Here is a 13,414-nt window from a genome sequence, read left to right as displayed (position 1 = left end):
TTACAAATGCTGCTTAAGGGCATCGCGCATAGTTTTTTCACTCACTTCACCGCGCAAACTCAGCAAAATATGCCCTTTTTCGTTCACGAGATAATGCGTGGGAACTACATCATTGTTGGGAAAAGAACGCGCCGCGACCCGATTTAAATCTAGGGCTAAGGGCATTGTCAGCGCCAAGCGCTCTTTAGTTTCGACAATCGCATTAGGAGGATCATACGCCGCAGCCACACCTACCACCGCAACCCGTCCTTGGTATTCTTGTGCCATTTTTTCAAGCAGTGGTAATTCGGTCATACAACTGGCGCAAGAAACAGACCAAAAATTCACCCAAGTTAATTGCTGGTTCGGTATGCTCAGCGACTCACCATTTAACGTCATGAGTTGCAAATGGCGAACTTGTACTGGACGTGTCCCCCATGCGACGCCAAGGCCTGCCACAAATACCAAAACCCACAGACCATAACGCAGATAACGCGACTCCAAGACACTACCAAACTGCATGGTCACTCTCCTCTTTGCTAGTAACGCGCTAAGTGTTTAGCTTTGCTTATAGACAAAATTGGCCTTGATGACAAATAGTGCGGGATGATTTCTTTGCACAGAATAAAAAATTTCTTTAGTTTTAAAAATAAAAAAATAATTCTATTGCCCAAACGCAAAGCATATGCCTAGAATAAATTCATTGATCTAGCTCAAACGCGTAGCCAACAGGAGTGAAAAACTCATATGCCTCGCGAATTTGTGATTCAGCCTAATTGTTCACTCAGCCATACTGGTCGACGTAACTTCTTGTGGGTGTTGGCGGGTTTGATGGGTTTCATAGCGCTAGGTCTAGCTGCACAAGGTTTTTGGCCAGTCATGCCATTTTTAGGAGCAGATTTATTGTTGGCCGTGTATGCGTTTGCTTATGTGGCCAAACGCAACCAAATTCGAGAGCGAGTGGTTATTGATCAAGATCGTTTAACCATTCATCACGAAGAGGCTCACGCTCCGCGTCACTGGAATTTTCCCTTGCATTGGGTGAGGGTAGATTTAAAACCCAATACAAATGCTCCCTTACACGGCTCGCGCTTGTTGGTGGGAATGCAAGGTACGTGGATTGAGTTAGCCAGCTTTTTAACGCAAGAAGAGCGTAGTGATCTCGCTAAGGCGTTACGAGCAGCGATAACTGACGCAAAACAACCACAATTAGGAGGAGATTCATGAGCACTCAAATCGTTGATCGTGTTGCGCATCACTCCTTGCACGCTTATTACGAATGCTGCAAGCCCAAAGTTGTTTATCTGATTCTCTTCACCGCCTTTGTGGGTATGTTGCTGTCCACAGAGGGATTCCTTCCCTTTGATAAACTTATCTTCGGCCTCGTGGGTATTGGCCTAGCGGCGGCCGCCGGCGCTGCCTTAAATCATGTGATTGATCGCGAACTAGACCAGCACATGGATCGCACCCGTGCACGCCCTGTGGCCAGTGGTGAATTAAAGGCTAGCCATGTAACCATCTTTGCCTTAAGCCTTGCCACTTTATCTGCTCTCATCTTGGTGTTGTTGGTTAACCCCCTCACTGCCATTTTGACCTTAAGCTCCATGATTGGTTATGCAGTTATTTACACTGTATTCCTCAAGCGCAATACCCCGCAAAATATCGTGATTGGTGGGGCTGCGGGAGCCGCTCCCCCGATTTTAGGCTGGACAGCGATTACCGGCGAATTACACCTACAAGCGCTCCTACTGTTTTTGATTATCTTCGTCTGGACACCGCCGCATTTCTGGCCATTGGCGATAAAGCGCAAACAAGACTATGCGCGGGCGGGCTTGCCGATGTTGCCTGTGACCCATGGGGTAGACTTCACTAAATTGCAGATCGTGCTTTATACCATTTTGTTGGTGATCATTAGCATACTGCCTTATTTGACGTTTATGAGCGGGTTATTGTATTTGGTAGCTGCCTCGGCCTTAGGCGCTGGCTTTCTGTATCACGCCTTGGTTTTGTATCGTAGCAAAGGCGATCAGCACGCGATGAAAACCTTTGGCTACTCGATTTTCTACTTGACAGCACTCTTCGCCTTCTTGCTAGCGGATCATTATCTCAGCCTATTTCTCAAATGGGCATAGCGATTAAAAGCCATGGATAAAGCACCGAAATCCACTACACCAGCCAATGAAACTGTCACCAGTTGGACAGTGTTTAAAAGCGCCTTAGCCGGTTTAGCGGGTGTACAAAAACGCAGTAATTTAGAACGCGATTTTCAAAGCGGAAAATTTTGGCATTTTTTCATTGCTGGAGCTGTTGTCACTGTCTTGTTTATGGTCGTCGTTTGGCTCTTAGTGCAATGGGTACTAAGTAGTGCAGCCTCAGGGGTTTAGTCATGACTGACACTTACCAACAGTTAAATAAGCATTTACAAGACCTGATTAAGAAAATGCAAAAAGTGCAAAAGGCTATTGCAGCCTCGGGTGAACCGGCCTCTATGCACGAACTAGACGAATTGAAGCGTTTAGGCCGTGCTTACGGTTCTACCCTAGAGCAGATGGCCGCTTTCGATACGAAACAAGCTCCAGCAAAAGATAAACGCAGTTAGCTATTAATAAGCGCTCATGCAAAAAGCTGAGCCGCGCTAGAAGAAAGTATTACCTTGATTGGGAGGAAACCGAAGCATGGTTATGGTGAGATTTCTAAGGACAGCTACACTAGCCACGCTGCTACTAGCGGCCAAGGCACAAGCCGATTGGCAAATGAATCTTACCCCAGGGGTCACCGAGGTAAGTGAAGATATTTATGGCATTCATATGATGGCGCTATGGGTGTGCATCATTATTGGTATTGTCGTCTTTGGCGCAATGTTCTATTCAATTCTGCATCACCGCAAAGACAAAGGCCATCAAGCTGCTACTTTCCACGAAAGTACTAAAGTCGAAATTATCTGGACTGCGGTGCCTGTCATTATTCTGCTCTCCCTAGCTGTCCCAGCAGCTCAAGCCTTGATCAAGATGGAGGACTCTAGCAACTCCGAACTGACGGTCAAAATTACTGCCTACCAATGGAAATGGCAGTATGAGTATCCGAATGAAGGTATCAAATTTTTCAGTAGCTTAGATACGAAGAGTCGCAAGGCTGGTGTTAAAAATTCAGGTATTGACCCAGCCAGTGTTGAGCACTATTTACGCCAAGTGGATAGCCCTTTAGTGGTTCCAGCGGGTAAAAAAATTCGTGTGTTAATCACTTCGAACGATGTCATTCACTCGTGGGGAGTGCCTGCCTTAGGGGTCAAAAAAGATGCTATTCCGGGCTTCGTCAATGACACTTGGTTCAATATTAAAACCCCCGGCGAATACCGTGGTCAATGCGTCGAGTTATGTGGCAAAGATCATGGCTACATGCCCATTACTGTAGTCGCCCTAGATGATGCCGCTTTCCAAACCTGGGTCACTGAACAAAAAACCGCAATGGCCGCAGCGCAAAATGACAGCAATAAAGAATGGACTAAAGAAGAACTCATTGAAAAAGGCTCCAAAGTCTATGCCACTACTTGTTCAGCCTGCCACCAAGCCGGCGGTCAAGGTATTCCGGGTGTATTCCCTGCGATGACAGGTAGCAAAATTGCAACTGGCGATATTAAAGCTCACCTCGATATTGTCTTGCACGGCAAAGCGAATACCGCGATGCAGGCATTTGGCAATCAATTAAGTGATGCTGACATTGCCGCTGTTATTACTTTTGAGCGTAACGGTTTAGGCAATAGTGTTGGCGATATGTTGCAACCCGCCGATGTTAAAGCGGCCCGTTAATGGTACGCGTCAGATGAACTTATTTCTGGAGGACATTGTATGAATGCGCAAGCAGTACACGTTGATCATGACGACCATGACCATGGCCCGCCAAACAGTGGGATGCGTTGGATCACGACCACCAATCACAAAGATATAGGAACACTTTATCTACTTTTTTCGCTGCTGATGTTTTTCGTCGGTGGTCTCATGGCACTCATTATTCGTGCTGAATTATTTAAACCCGGCCTACAATTGGTTAACCCTGATTTCTTCAATCAGATGACAACCATGCACGCCTTGGTAATGATCTTCCTTGCGGTAATGCCAGCCTTTGTAGGCTTAGCGAATTGGATGATTCCGATTATGATTGGAGCACCCGATATGGCCTTACCGCGTATGAATAACTGGAGTTTCTGGATTTTGCCTTTCGCCTCGGTCATTCTCATTTCTACTTTATTCGTGAATGGCGGCGCGCCCGCAGGTGGCTGGACGATGTATCCGCCCTTGGTACTACAAACCGGCGCCTCCTTCCCGATGCTCATCTTTGCGGTGCACCTCCTTGGCATTTCTTCCATTATGGGTTCGATTAATATTATCGCAACCATTATGAATATGCGTGCCCCTGGCATGACCTATATGAAAATGCCGCTATTCGTATGGACTTGGTTTATTACCGCCTACCTTTTAATCGCGACCATGCCCGTTTTAGCCGGTGCGGTAACCATGTTGCTGACAGACAAATACTTCGGTACCAGCTTCTTCAGTGCTGCGGGTGGCGGTGATCCCGTGATGTTCCAGCATATTTTCTGGTTCTTTGGTCATCCGGAAGTTTATATCTTAATTTTGCCTGCCTTTGGTATAGTGTCTCAGATCATTCCAACCTTCGCGCGCAAGCCATTATTCGGTTATAGTTCCATGGTTTACGCTACCGCCTCTATTGCCTTCTTATCCTTCATTGTCTGGGCACACCATATGTTTACCGTTGGTTTAGCGGTGGAAGCTGAGCTGTTCTTTATGTTCGCGACTATGTTGATTGCCGTTCCTACCGGCGTAAAAGTCTTTAACTGGGTGGCCACTATGTGGAAAGGCTCGATGACTTTCGAAACACCGATGTTGTTTGCGATTGGATTTGTGGTGATGTTCACCATTGGTGGCTTCTCCGGTGTCATGTTGGCAATGACACCCGTTGATTTTCAATACCATGATACTTATTTCGTGGTGGCACACTTCCATTATGTCTTAGTTCCGGGTGCAGTCTTTGCGATTATGGCAGCCGTTTATTACTGGCTACCCAAATGGACAGGCCATATGTATAACGACAAATTAGGGCGCATTCATTTTTGGATTTCTGCTGTTTTCGTCAATATCCTATTTTTCCCACAACATTTCCTAGGTTTAGCCGGTATGCCCCGCCGCATTCCCGACTATTCTGTACAATTTGCGGACTTCAATATGATTTCTAGTATTGGTGCTTTCGGCTTTGGCTTCAGCCAGCTACTTTTCGCCTATATTGTGATTTCTACTATTCGCAAAGGCAAACAAGCCACTGATATTGTTTGGGAAGGTGCAAAAGGTTTGGAATGGACACTCAGTTCGCCACCACCTTATCACTCATTCTCTGTACAACCTGTCATTAAGTAGCAGAGCCAACGATGACCAGTGAACAACGAGATAAAAGCATTCGCCGCACGGTCATAGCTTTAGTGCTGCTGGTCATCGTTATTCTCATCCTCTTTGTTTATAGCGTGTTGCAAAAAGGAGGAGCCTAACCTTGAGTAAGCAACGCTTAGCACCTTTAGTGACTAAACTTTTCTTAATTCCCATTGCTATGTTTGGTTTTGGTTATGCGATGGTTCCTTTGTATAACGTGTTTTGTGAAGTCACTGGCTTAAATGGCAAAACAGGTGCGATTTCTAGCGCTGAAGCCAATCAACTAAATATTGATAAAACACGTAGCATCAAAGTCGAGTTTACTTCCAGTGTCAATAATGAAGGCCCATGGGATTTTCACCCTGCGCAACCCTCGATGATGATTCATCCGGGCGAGACGTATACCACTACCTTTTTCGCGACCAATAAGCTGAATAAGGACTTGGTAAGCCAGTCTATCCCGAGTGTTGCCCCTATCACTGCAGCATCACATTTTAAGAAAACCGAATGTTTTTGCTTTACCGAACAAGCATTTAAAGCCCTTGAAACGCGCGAAATGCCGGTGACCTTTGTGGTTGATAATGCGGTTCCCAACGATGTGGATACGATTACTTTGTCTTACACCTTATTTACAAAGCCTTAAAGAAAACAACAGGATTTACCCAAGGAGGCGCAGCCTATGGCTAATACACAGCACGCAACCACGCAGCACTATTATGTGCCCAGCTCGACGATTTGGCCGTTTATAGGCTCAGTAGGCTTAGCCTTATTAGTGCTAGGCATTATCCGTATGCTTAATCAACAAGGCGGTACCATCCTTTTGTTTATGGGGATTGCTACGCTTATTTATATGCTCTATGGCTGGTTTGGTGAGGTTATCCGTGAAAGTGAAAGCCGCACTTATACCCGTTGGGAAGACCGCTCGTTTCGTATTGGTATGAGTTGGTTTATCTTTTCGGAAGTGATGTTTTTTGCTGCCTTTTTTGGGGCTTTATTTTATGCACGCCATCTCTCTGTGCCTTGGCTCGGTGGAGCCGGTGAAGAGGCGAATACTCACGAATGGCTGTGGAATAGTTTTAGCGCAGTTTGGCCTACCAATGGCCCTGCGAATGTGGGCGGTTCATTTGAAGCCATGCCTGCGTGGGGTCTACCCACCCTCAATACGATTATCTTATTAACCTCAGGTGTCACGGTAACGTGGGCGCACCATTCCTTAAAAATCGGCAATCGTCAGAACTTGATTTATGGCTTAGCCATGACTGTAGCCTTGGGCTTTTTGTTCGTTGGCTTACAAATGATTGAATATTCCCACGCTTATCATGAAATGAATCTGACGCTAAAAAGTGGCATCTACGGTTCGACCTTCTACCTACTGACTGGCTTCCATGGGATGCATGTCACCTTGGGTGCAATTATGTTGACCGTCATTCTGGTGCGCTCGATGAAAGGTCACTTCACCGCCAGCAATCATTTTGGCTTTGAGGCCGCCGCGTGGTATTGGCACTTTGTCGATGTAGTGTGGTTAATTTTGTTTGTGTTTGTTTACTGGCTTTAATTGTGTTGGGGGCTAGTTTGTGTCGTAGCCCCCTTTCCTTCATATAACCCATGCGGCTTCAGCAAGCCAAAATACGACCCAATCCATAATAAAACGAAAATAAGCAAAGACATTCCAATGCGCACACTCAAGGTTTTTACCACTTTATGTGAATCATTAGTGCTAGTATTAAGCTGATATAACGCCGTGAATAAGGTAACGACTACAAAAATGAGTAGTAAGACAATAATTAACTTGAATAACAACATGGGCGAACTCCGCGCGTGCGTGTAAAAAAGCTGATAGCCTTAAGCGTATTTAGCGTGCTGTTGGTGCTGTTACTAACGTTGAGTGTATGGCAGTTGCAACGCGGCTTCACCAAAGCCACCATTCAAACACAAGCCAAACAACGCTCAGCGTATCAGTCTCTTAGTGAGATTCCTAACGATTTTAGCCCACTCCTTTACCAAACCGCACAACTAAAAGGGCACTGGTTGAATGAGCATTCATTCCTATTGGCAAACCGTAGCCATCAGAATCAAATTGGTTATGAAGTCTTAGTCCCTTTTCGCCTCATTAGTGGTCAAACAGTAGTGATTAATCGCGGTTGGATGGCACAGCAAGATCATAAGCCCTTAGCCAACTTACCCACTAGCCTTGAGCCTCACGGAATCTTATATGCGCCGAAAAAAGGCTTCCATTTAGGTGAGACACTTACGCCTCAAAACACTTGGCCTAAAACCGTATTGTATCTCGATATGCCTGCGCTCAGTGCGGAATTACAAACACCACTTTCACCTTTAATGCTGGTTCTGGATCAAAATCATCCTAATAGCCTAATTCGGATCTGGCAGCCCATCGTGATGACCCCAGAACGTCATTATGCCTATGCGTTACAATGGTTTGGCTTGGCTTTAGCCTTGTTTGTGTTAGGCTTTAAAGCCCGTCAACATTTCTTGGATGCTTAAGCAATGGCAGAAAAACAAGCTTCAACACTCAACGCTAGCCAGAAAAAGCTTATCCTCATTATTGCCTTGTTCTTTCTGCCACTCTTCATTGCAACAGTTTGGTATAAAGCCGCTCCACCCACCTTTTTACCCGACGCTGGTACGAACAACGGTGACCTCATAACGCCCGCCCGACGTTTAGCAGCATTCGAACAAGCCACCTTGACCGACCAAATATGGACTTTGGGCAATTTAGAAACTAAATGGACTTTGGTGCATTTACTCGATGCGCCCTGTGACGAGGCCTGTAGTAAGAGCTTATATAATACGCGCCAAATACGCATTGCTTTAGGCAAAGATATGGATCGAGTACAACGTGTGGCGGTGGTAAAAACGCCTGAAATCGCCAAAGCAGACAGTAAAATGTGGGAATCTCATCCGGATATGACGATTTTAATCAGTCATGGCTCACAAGATTTAGCTGCACAAATCCGTCACACTAGCACAGCACCCGCCAACACCGTTTATTTAGTAGATCCCTTGGGGAATTTAATCATGAGCTTCAACCCAGCTTTAGCGCCGAAACTCATGATGAAAGATCTGACTAAATTACTCAGATTGTCACATATTGGGTAAAGCAGCCTGAATTAGACCAGATCCAGTAACTTTAAGCCCAAGAAAAACAAGAAGCTACTCACTAAGCCGGTAATGGTGCCCTTCATGAATAAGCCCTGTGCACCATTCGCATATTTGCTTACACTGGTGTCAAGCTTGTCGAGCTGGCGATCACGATGGGTAATAATCAAATCACGCTGACGTACTTGCTCATCACGAACGGTCATATGCTCACGTAAGGTCTTAATTTCCGCATCCAAGTGCTGAATATATAAGCTTAGTTCCTGAATCTTATCGTCACGACGTCGGATATGGGCTTCTTTCGCAATAATGGTTTCATCGCGATCTTGGAGTGCTGCATCGCGTAATTTAATCGCTTGATCACGCTCACGAATTTCCACTTCACGCGCAGCGATTTGACGATCTCGCTCGGCTAATTGCTCATCACGCTGTGTCATTAATTGATCACGTTCCGCAACAGTTGCGTCACGCTCTTTGACAATCTGCTCTTGGCGTTGCAAATCTTGATTCCGTTGCGCCAACTCACTATCGCGCTGGGTAATGGTGGTATCGCGCTCCGCCAAGGCTTGATCACGCACCTGTAACATCTCATCCCGATCTTGAATCGCTTGATCGCGCAATTGTAATTGGACTTCGCGCTCTGCCAAACTTTGATCACGCTTACGTATTTCTTCTTGCAATAAGCGTACATGGCTATCCCGTGCTTGCAGCTCTGTATCGCGTTCACCTAAGGTTTTTTCCCGATCACGCAAATGGGCATTTAATTGTTCAAGCTGCTGATCCCGTTCTGTCAGTGCCTGATCTTTTTGCTGAATCGTGGCATCACGCGCTTGCAGGCTCGCATCACGGGTCTGGATAGCATTATCGCGCTCTACTAAACTTTGATCGCGCTCACCTAAACGCTTATCACGTTCAGTCAAAGTGACTTCGCGCATTTGTAATTGTGTGCTAAGACGCTCTAAAGATTGATCACGCTCTTGAATATGCTTATCGCGCTCACTGATAACAGTATCACGCGTTTGCAATTGTTGGTCACGTTGCTGTAATTGCTGATCACGCTCGCTTAATTGAGACGCTTGCTCACTAACACGTTTATCACGGGCTTGAATACTGGCATCGCGCTCTTTGAGTGATTGGTCGCGTGCTTGAATAATCGTATCGCGTTCTTGCACACTTTTATCGCGCTGACGAATCGACTGATCACGTGCTGCTACTTCCTCATCCGTTTTCTGAATGCGTTGATTGCGTAAATTCAGTTGATTGTCGCGTTCGGCAAGATGCGCATCACGCTCTTTGATGTGATTTTCTAAGGACTCAATCGACGCTAAATGCTGATAGGTTTTCTCATCGCGTGTTTGAATGGCTTGATCACGCTCTGCGATAGTTCGATCACGCTCTTGGATTTGCGCATCGCGCTCCTTAATTTGCTTATCACGGTCGTAAACTGTTAAATCACGTGCCTCAATATGCTTTTGCTGGGTCACTACCCGCTGATCACGCTCTGAAATCAGCTTTTCTTTGTCGGCTAATAAACCTTCACGCGCTTGTACTTGCATCTCATGCGACGCTAACGCTTGATTACGCTCAGCAATTTGCTTTTGGATTTCCTCAACCCGCAAATCACGCTCGGCGACATGCCGATCACGCTCCATCAAATGTTGATCACGTTTGGCTAATTGATGATCGCGTTCTTTGAGAAGATTTTCGTGCTCCAAGGTCTGGCGGTTACGCTCTTGGAGTAATTGATTATGCTCGAGTAGTTGCTGATCTTTCTTGGCAAGGGTCTCATCGCGACTTTGCAATAACTTATCTTTCGATTGCAAGGCTTGGTCAAAGCGCAATAAGGATCGGTCTTTATCCTCCATCGCGCGATCGCGTTGCTCAATGAGCGTTTGCTTTTCCTGAATTAACTTTTCATAGCTTAAGATTTTATTTTCTAGCACCCGCAAGCGCTCTTCCCGCCCTTGCAAAGTCTGATCACGTTGCGCTATCAGCCCCTCTTTTTCACTTAACAGTTTATCGCGCTGCTGTAATAACTCTTCCTTACCGGCTAAATCGCGTTCCTGACGCGCTAATAATTCATCTTTCTCTAATAGCAAACGCCCTAATTTTTCAAGACGCACGTCACGCTCATCAATGCGCGCATCCCGTACCCGTACATGCCCATCTTTCTCAATGAGTGCACTGGTAATACCTTGCAAATAACTCTCGCGCTCGGTTAAACGCTCCTGATAGCTCGTCAACAACGTTTTCAGATTCTGCTTATCCGTAGCAGTTAGATATACATTAGTATCTAATTTTTTGTATATCTCAGTTGTCTTGTCATCCATGTTGCCATCCATTCTCGTTAGCGAATAAAAATCGCGGTACTGAAGCTAAGCTAGCCCAAACTCTCAGACAGCTCGTCAAGAAGTGTGGCACAGATTTTGTCATACCTACTTCTTTTTCGCCATGCACTTGATACACCGCGTATATCTCTTTGAAAAAGCCAGAGATAGCTAGTCTTACTATTACCTTTTAGATATAATCGCATCAATACATATCCCCTTGGAGATATGAGCAACACTAAATAAAGTTTGATGAGGTATTTGCTATGTTACATGCAGCCACGATTGATGAAATGTTCCCACGCGCAGAACCGATGATGCGCCCGCCTTTACCTAATTTAAAAACCCCCGTGAACTATGCTTTGATTAAGCAACGTGCTAACCATCGCGGTATTCAACTCACGCAAGATCATTGGAATGTCATTGAATTTATTCTAGATTTTTATGAACACTGCGATGACTGTGAAAATGCACGTGCGTTGGCAACCTTGATGTGCCAAGAATTTGCTGAACAAGGCGGGCGCAAACACTTATACAAACTGTTCCCAGAAGGCCCGCTTTGCACTATTCATGAAATTGCGAATTTGCCACCACTGCTTTACCAAGAAGATTGTAGTTCTGGCACTCGCTTTTAATAACATTAATGTTAAGTGATCGGTACTAATACTACTGTGACACTGATGTAAAAATACAACGGTTTTCTATTAAACCAGCTTATTGCTGGTTTTTTTATGCCCAAGTTTTTCATTTAATCAGCTTATTCTTGCATTAAGCTAAATTGCGTTTTATATAGGGCACAATAATAAAAATAACTGATTCCCTAATCTAAAAATAAGCGAATAGGACTAGACAATGGGCTATATAACTACTAACTGGCTTAAAGGTGCTGTATTAGCACTTGGCAGTGTCAGTGCCACTACAGTCAGTGCCGAACCCAATGATTATTACCCAGACGATTATCAGCAAGCGGCACCGCACACGCCTCGCTATCCAGCCGCGAACCCTTACCAACAACAGCGAGTACGCGTTCAACATGCAAACTATCAAGCTGCACCAAGGCGCAATAATTATCAGCAACCAATACAATATGCATACCGGCAAGATGTCAATCTCCCACCTGACATCCAACCTTATCAACCTCCACAAGCGCATCAACAGATGCAACGTTATCAAAATGAGCCACATTGGGGGATACCGAATCAGGGACAACAACGTCGCCCTGTCGCCATGGTGCCTGCTATGCGCTACACCCAACAGGTCATGCCACCGCGCCAAGCCCAGCCGCAACAACGCGCCCGTATATCCACTGAACGCATGGCTTTAGTACAAGCCGCTTATCAAGCATTAGGGACAACTTACGTCTGGGGTGGCAACTCACCTCGCGAAGGTTTCGATTGTAGCGGTCTAACCAAATACACGCACAGAAATGCTCATATGCAAATTCCACGTACGGCACGGGAACAAAGCCAAGCTAGCCGCACCATCCGCCGTCAAGACTTAAAGCCCGGTGATATGATTTTCTTCCGGACTAGCGGCAAGACCGTAAACCATGTAGGGATATATGTCGGTGATGGCAAAATGATTCATGCAGCCACGGGAAGCCGTAAAGTCCGTCTTGACGATCTGCGTAAGTCTTATTGGCAGGATCGCTTGGTTAAATATGGGACTTTTTTGACTTAAGCTTGAACATTCGCCCAAGTGTGGCAGACTTAGTAGCGAGTAGTAGTCACCAAAATCTGATGGATCGACTATAATCAACTACTAAGTTGCCGCAGTTTTTGAGGCAAATATTTTTTAGCTTAAGAGGAGATTGCAATGGGACTGTTTAGCTTTGCAGCAAACATCGGTAAAAAATTATTTGGCAAAGATGATCCACCAGAACAACAATCTGAGAAACTACAAGAACATATTAATACCAATAACCCTGGCGTCTCTAACTTAAAAGTAGAAGTGAAAGATGGCGTGGCTACGATTAAAGGCGATGCTGCTACGCCAGCAGCTGTGGAGAAAGCCGTTTTAATGGCGGGCAATGCTATGGGTGTGAAAGAGGTTAAAGCGGAAGAAGTTACGGTTGCGGGTCAAGCGGCTGTGATTGATGATGCTGATGATAACTACTACATCATCCAAAAAGGCGATAGCTTGTGGAAAATTGCTGAACATGCTTATGGCAATGGCGCAAAACACACGATCTTGTTTGAAGCGAATCGCGAAGTCATTGAAGATCCAAATAAGATCTTCCCTGGTCAGAAAATTCGTATTCCGAAAGACTTATAAGAGTCTCACTCCTAAAGCCACCTTCCGGTGGCTTTAGTTTTTACACCATCCGTTTTTTGGTCGTGATTTAAGGGAGTTGAAAACGCTTTGATGGAGCTTTATCGTTAAAGGCATTTGATCTGAGGAAGAGGTGTGTATGGCCACCGTACCAGTCGACTGCCGCTACTGTCAAAGTGCATCGATTTACAAACACGGCTATGCGCGTAGTGGTGAACCGCGTTACCGCTGCCGTGATTGCCAACGTAGTTTTCAACTTTACTATCATAATGTGGGCAACCG

17 protein-coding genes are annotated in these 13,414 nt (G+C 45.5%); 14 read left to right on the top strand and 3 right to left on the bottom strand.

From position 1 onward, the window contains the following. The gene (locus A3IE_RS0104135; protein WP_020394327.1) at positions 1–501 is read right to left on the bottom strand and encodes a TlpA family protein disulfide reductase; all 501 of its coding nucleotides are present in this window, start codon (positions 499–501) and stop codon (positions 1–3) included. A 225-nt stretch (positions 502–726) separates the two neighbouring features. Here A3IE_RS0104135 and A3IE_RS0104130 point away from each other — a divergent pair, with 225 nt between their 5' ends. The 8 genes from A3IE_RS0104130 to A3IE_RS0104090 all read left to right on the top strand — a co-directional run bounded on the left by A3IE_RS0104130 (position 727) and on the right by A3IE_RS0104090 (position 6,972). Then, on the top strand, positions 727–1,206 hold the full coding sequence (locus tag A3IE_RS0104130; protein WP_020394326.1) for a DUF2244 domain-containing protein: 480 nt from the start codon (positions 727–729) through the stop codon (positions 1,204–1,206). After that, the gene (locus tag A3IE_RS0104125) at positions 1,203–2,111 is read left to right on the top strand and encodes a heme o synthase (RefSeq protein ID WP_020394325.1); all 909 of its coding nucleotides are present in this window, start codon (positions 1,203–1,205) and stop codon (positions 2,109–2,111) included. Before A3IE_RS0104130 ends, A3IE_RS0104125 begins: the two co-directional genes overlap by 4 nt. Before the next feature lie 12 nt (positions 2,112–2,123). Next, positions 2,124–2,363: a DUF2970 domain-containing protein gene (locus A3IE_RS0104120; protein ID WP_020394324.1), complete on the top strand. Its 240-nt coding sequence runs from the start codon at positions 2,124–2,126 to the stop codon at positions 2,361–2,363. 2 nt (positions 2,364–2,365) lie between these two features. Then, positions 2,366–2,578 (top strand): hypothetical protein, encoded by a 213-nt coding sequence (locus tag A3IE_RS0104115; protein ID WP_020394323.1) that lies wholly within the window; start codon positions 2,366–2,368, stop codon positions 2,576–2,578. Between the two features lie 76 nt (positions 2,579–2,654). Beyond that, entirely contained in the window at positions 2,655–3,785 is a 1,131-nt protein-coding gene (gene coxB, locus A3IE_RS0104110; protein ID WP_020394322.1) for a cytochrome c oxidase subunit II, read from the top strand. Positions 3,786–3,824: 39 nt separating this feature from the next. Then, positions 3,825–5,408, top strand: a complete 1,584-nt coding sequence (ctaD, locus tag A3IE_RS0104105) for a cytochrome c oxidase subunit I (protein ID WP_020394321.1) — start codon at positions 3,825–3,827, stop codon at positions 5,406–5,408. 130 nt (positions 5,409–5,538) lie between these two features. Next, positions 5,539–6,060, top strand: coding sequence for a cytochrome c oxidase assembly protein (locus A3IE_RS0104095; RefSeq protein ID WP_020394319.1), 522 nt, complete (start codon positions 5,539–5,541; stop codon positions 6,058–6,060). A gap of 36 nt (positions 6,061–6,096) precedes the next feature. Next, a complete protein-coding gene (locus tag A3IE_RS0104090; RefSeq protein WP_020394318.1) occupies positions 6,097–6,972 on the top strand; it encodes a cytochrome c oxidase subunit 3 in 876 nt (291 codons plus the stop codon). Here A3IE_RS0104090 and A3IE_RS19850 read toward each other — a convergent pair. Next, entirely contained in the window at positions 6,969–7,220 is a 252-nt protein-coding gene (locus A3IE_RS19850) for a DUF2909 domain-containing protein (protein ID WP_020394317.1), read from the bottom strand. The genes A3IE_RS0104090 and A3IE_RS19850 overlap by 4 nt on opposite strands. Before the next feature lie 15 nt (positions 7,221–7,235). Here A3IE_RS19850 and A3IE_RS0104080 point away from each other — a divergent pair, with 15 nt between their 5' ends. Beyond that, positions 7,236–7,919 carry an SURF1 family protein gene (locus A3IE_RS0104080; protein WP_020394316.1) on the top strand — a complete coding sequence of 228 codons (684 nt, stop codon included), beginning with the start codon at positions 7,236–7,238 and terminating at the stop codon, positions 7,917–7,919. Between the two features lie 3 nt (positions 7,920–7,922). After that, the gene (locus tag A3IE_RS19845; RefSeq protein WP_020394315.1) at positions 7,923–8,534 is read left to right on the top strand and encodes an SCO family protein; all 612 of its coding nucleotides are present in this window, start codon (positions 7,923–7,925) and stop codon (positions 8,532–8,534) included. A gap of 11 nt (positions 8,535–8,545) precedes the next feature. Here the strand turns inward: A3IE_RS19845 and A3IE_RS0104070 are convergent, their stop codons facing one another. Then, the gene (locus tag A3IE_RS0104070) at positions 8,546–10,864 is read right to left on the bottom strand and encodes a coiled-coil domain-containing protein (RefSeq protein WP_020394314.1); all 2,319 of its coding nucleotides are present in this window, start codon (positions 10,862–10,864) and stop codon (positions 8,546–8,548) included. Positions 10,865–11,127: 263 nt separating this feature from the next. On the opposite strand from A3IE_RS0104070, the gene A3IE_RS0104065 reads away from it, so the two are divergent. The 4 genes from A3IE_RS0104065 to A3IE_RS23370 all read left to right on the top strand — a co-directional run. After that, complete coding sequence (locus A3IE_RS0104065; RefSeq protein ID WP_020394313.1) at positions 11,128–11,496, top strand: TusE/DsrC/DsvC family sulfur relay protein; 369 nt, start codon at positions 11,128–11,130, stop codon at positions 11,494–11,496. A gap of 217 nt (positions 11,497–11,713) precedes the next feature. After that, positions 11,714–12,541 carry a C40 family peptidase gene (locus tag A3IE_RS21865; protein ID WP_020394312.1) on the top strand — a complete coding sequence of 276 codons (828 nt, stop codon included), beginning with the start codon at positions 11,714–11,716 and terminating at the stop codon, positions 12,539–12,541. A gap of 135 nt (positions 12,542–12,676) precedes the next feature. After that, complete coding sequence (gene lysM / locus A3IE_RS0104055; RefSeq protein ID WP_020394311.1) at positions 12,677–13,135, top strand: peptidoglycan-binding protein LysM; 459 nt, start codon at positions 12,677–12,679, stop codon at positions 13,133–13,135. A gap of 136 nt (positions 13,136–13,271) precedes the next feature. Next, the coding region (locus tag A3IE_RS23370; protein WP_020394310.1) for an IS1/IS1595 family N-terminal zinc-binding domain-containing protein at positions 13,272–13,414 on the top strand (143 nt) is incomplete at its 3' end.

The organism is Thiolinea disciformis DSM 14473 (assembly GCF_000371925.1).
In the GTDB taxonomy this organism is placed as follows: domain Bacteria; phylum Pseudomonadota; class Gammaproteobacteria; order Thiotrichales; family Thiotrichaceae; genus Thiolinea; species Thiolinea disciformis.
This window is presented reverse-complemented; position numbering and strand designations above follow the sequence as displayed.

Excerpts from the sequence above, each read along its gene's own strand:
- A3IE_RS0104115 (WP_020394323.1), top strand. The coding sequence starts at position 2,366 with ATGACTGACACTTACCAACAGTTAAATAAGCATTTACAAGACCTGATT.
- A3IE_RS0104065 (WP_020394313.1), top strand. The coding sequence starts at position 11,128 with ATGTTACATGCAGCCACGATTGATGAAATGTTCCCACGCGCAGAACCG.
- A3IE_RS19850 (WP_020394317.1), bottom strand. The coding sequence starts at position 7,220 with ATGTTGTTATTCAAGTTAATTATTGTCTTACTACTCATTTTTGTAGTC.
- A3IE_RS21865 (WP_020394312.1), top strand. The coding sequence starts at position 11,714 with ATGGGCTATATAACTACTAACTGGCTTAAAGGTGCTGTATTAGCACTT.
- lysM (WP_020394311.1), top strand. The coding sequence starts at position 12,677 with ATGGGACTGTTTAGCTTTGCAGCAAACATCGGTAAAAAATTATTTGGC.
- ctaD (WP_020394321.1), top strand. The coding sequence starts at position 3,825 with ATGAATGCGCAAGCAGTACACGTTGATCATGACGACCATGACCATGGC.
- A3IE_RS0104125 (WP_020394325.1), top strand. The coding sequence starts at position 1,203 with ATGAGCACTCAAATCGTTGATCGTGTTGCGCATCACTCCTTGCACGCT.
- A3IE_RS19845 (WP_020394315.1), top strand. The coding sequence starts at position 7,923 with ATGGCAGAAAAACAAGCTTCAACACTCAACGCTAGCCAGAAAAAGCTT.
- A3IE_RS0104070 (WP_020394314.1), bottom strand. The coding sequence starts at position 10,864 with ATGGATGACAAGACAACTGAGATATACAAAAAATTAGATACTAATGTA.
- A3IE_RS0104135 (WP_020394327.1), bottom strand. The coding sequence starts at position 501 with ATGCAGTTTGGTAGTGTCTTGGAGTCGCGTTATCTGCGTTATGGTCTG.
- A3IE_RS0104130 (WP_020394326.1), top strand. The coding sequence starts at position 727 with ATGCCTCGCGAATTTGTGATTCAGCCTAATTGTTCACTCAGCCATACT.
- A3IE_RS0104090 (WP_020394318.1), top strand. The coding sequence starts at position 6,097 with ATGGCTAATACACAGCACGCAACCACGCAGCACTATTATGTGCCCAGC.
- coxB (WP_020394322.1), top strand. The coding sequence starts at position 2,655 with ATGGTTATGGTGAGATTTCTAAGGACAGCTACACTAGCCACGCTGCTA.
- A3IE_RS0104120 (WP_020394324.1), top strand. The coding sequence starts at position 2,124 with ATGGATAAAGCACCGAAATCCACTACACCAGCCAATGAAACTGTCACC.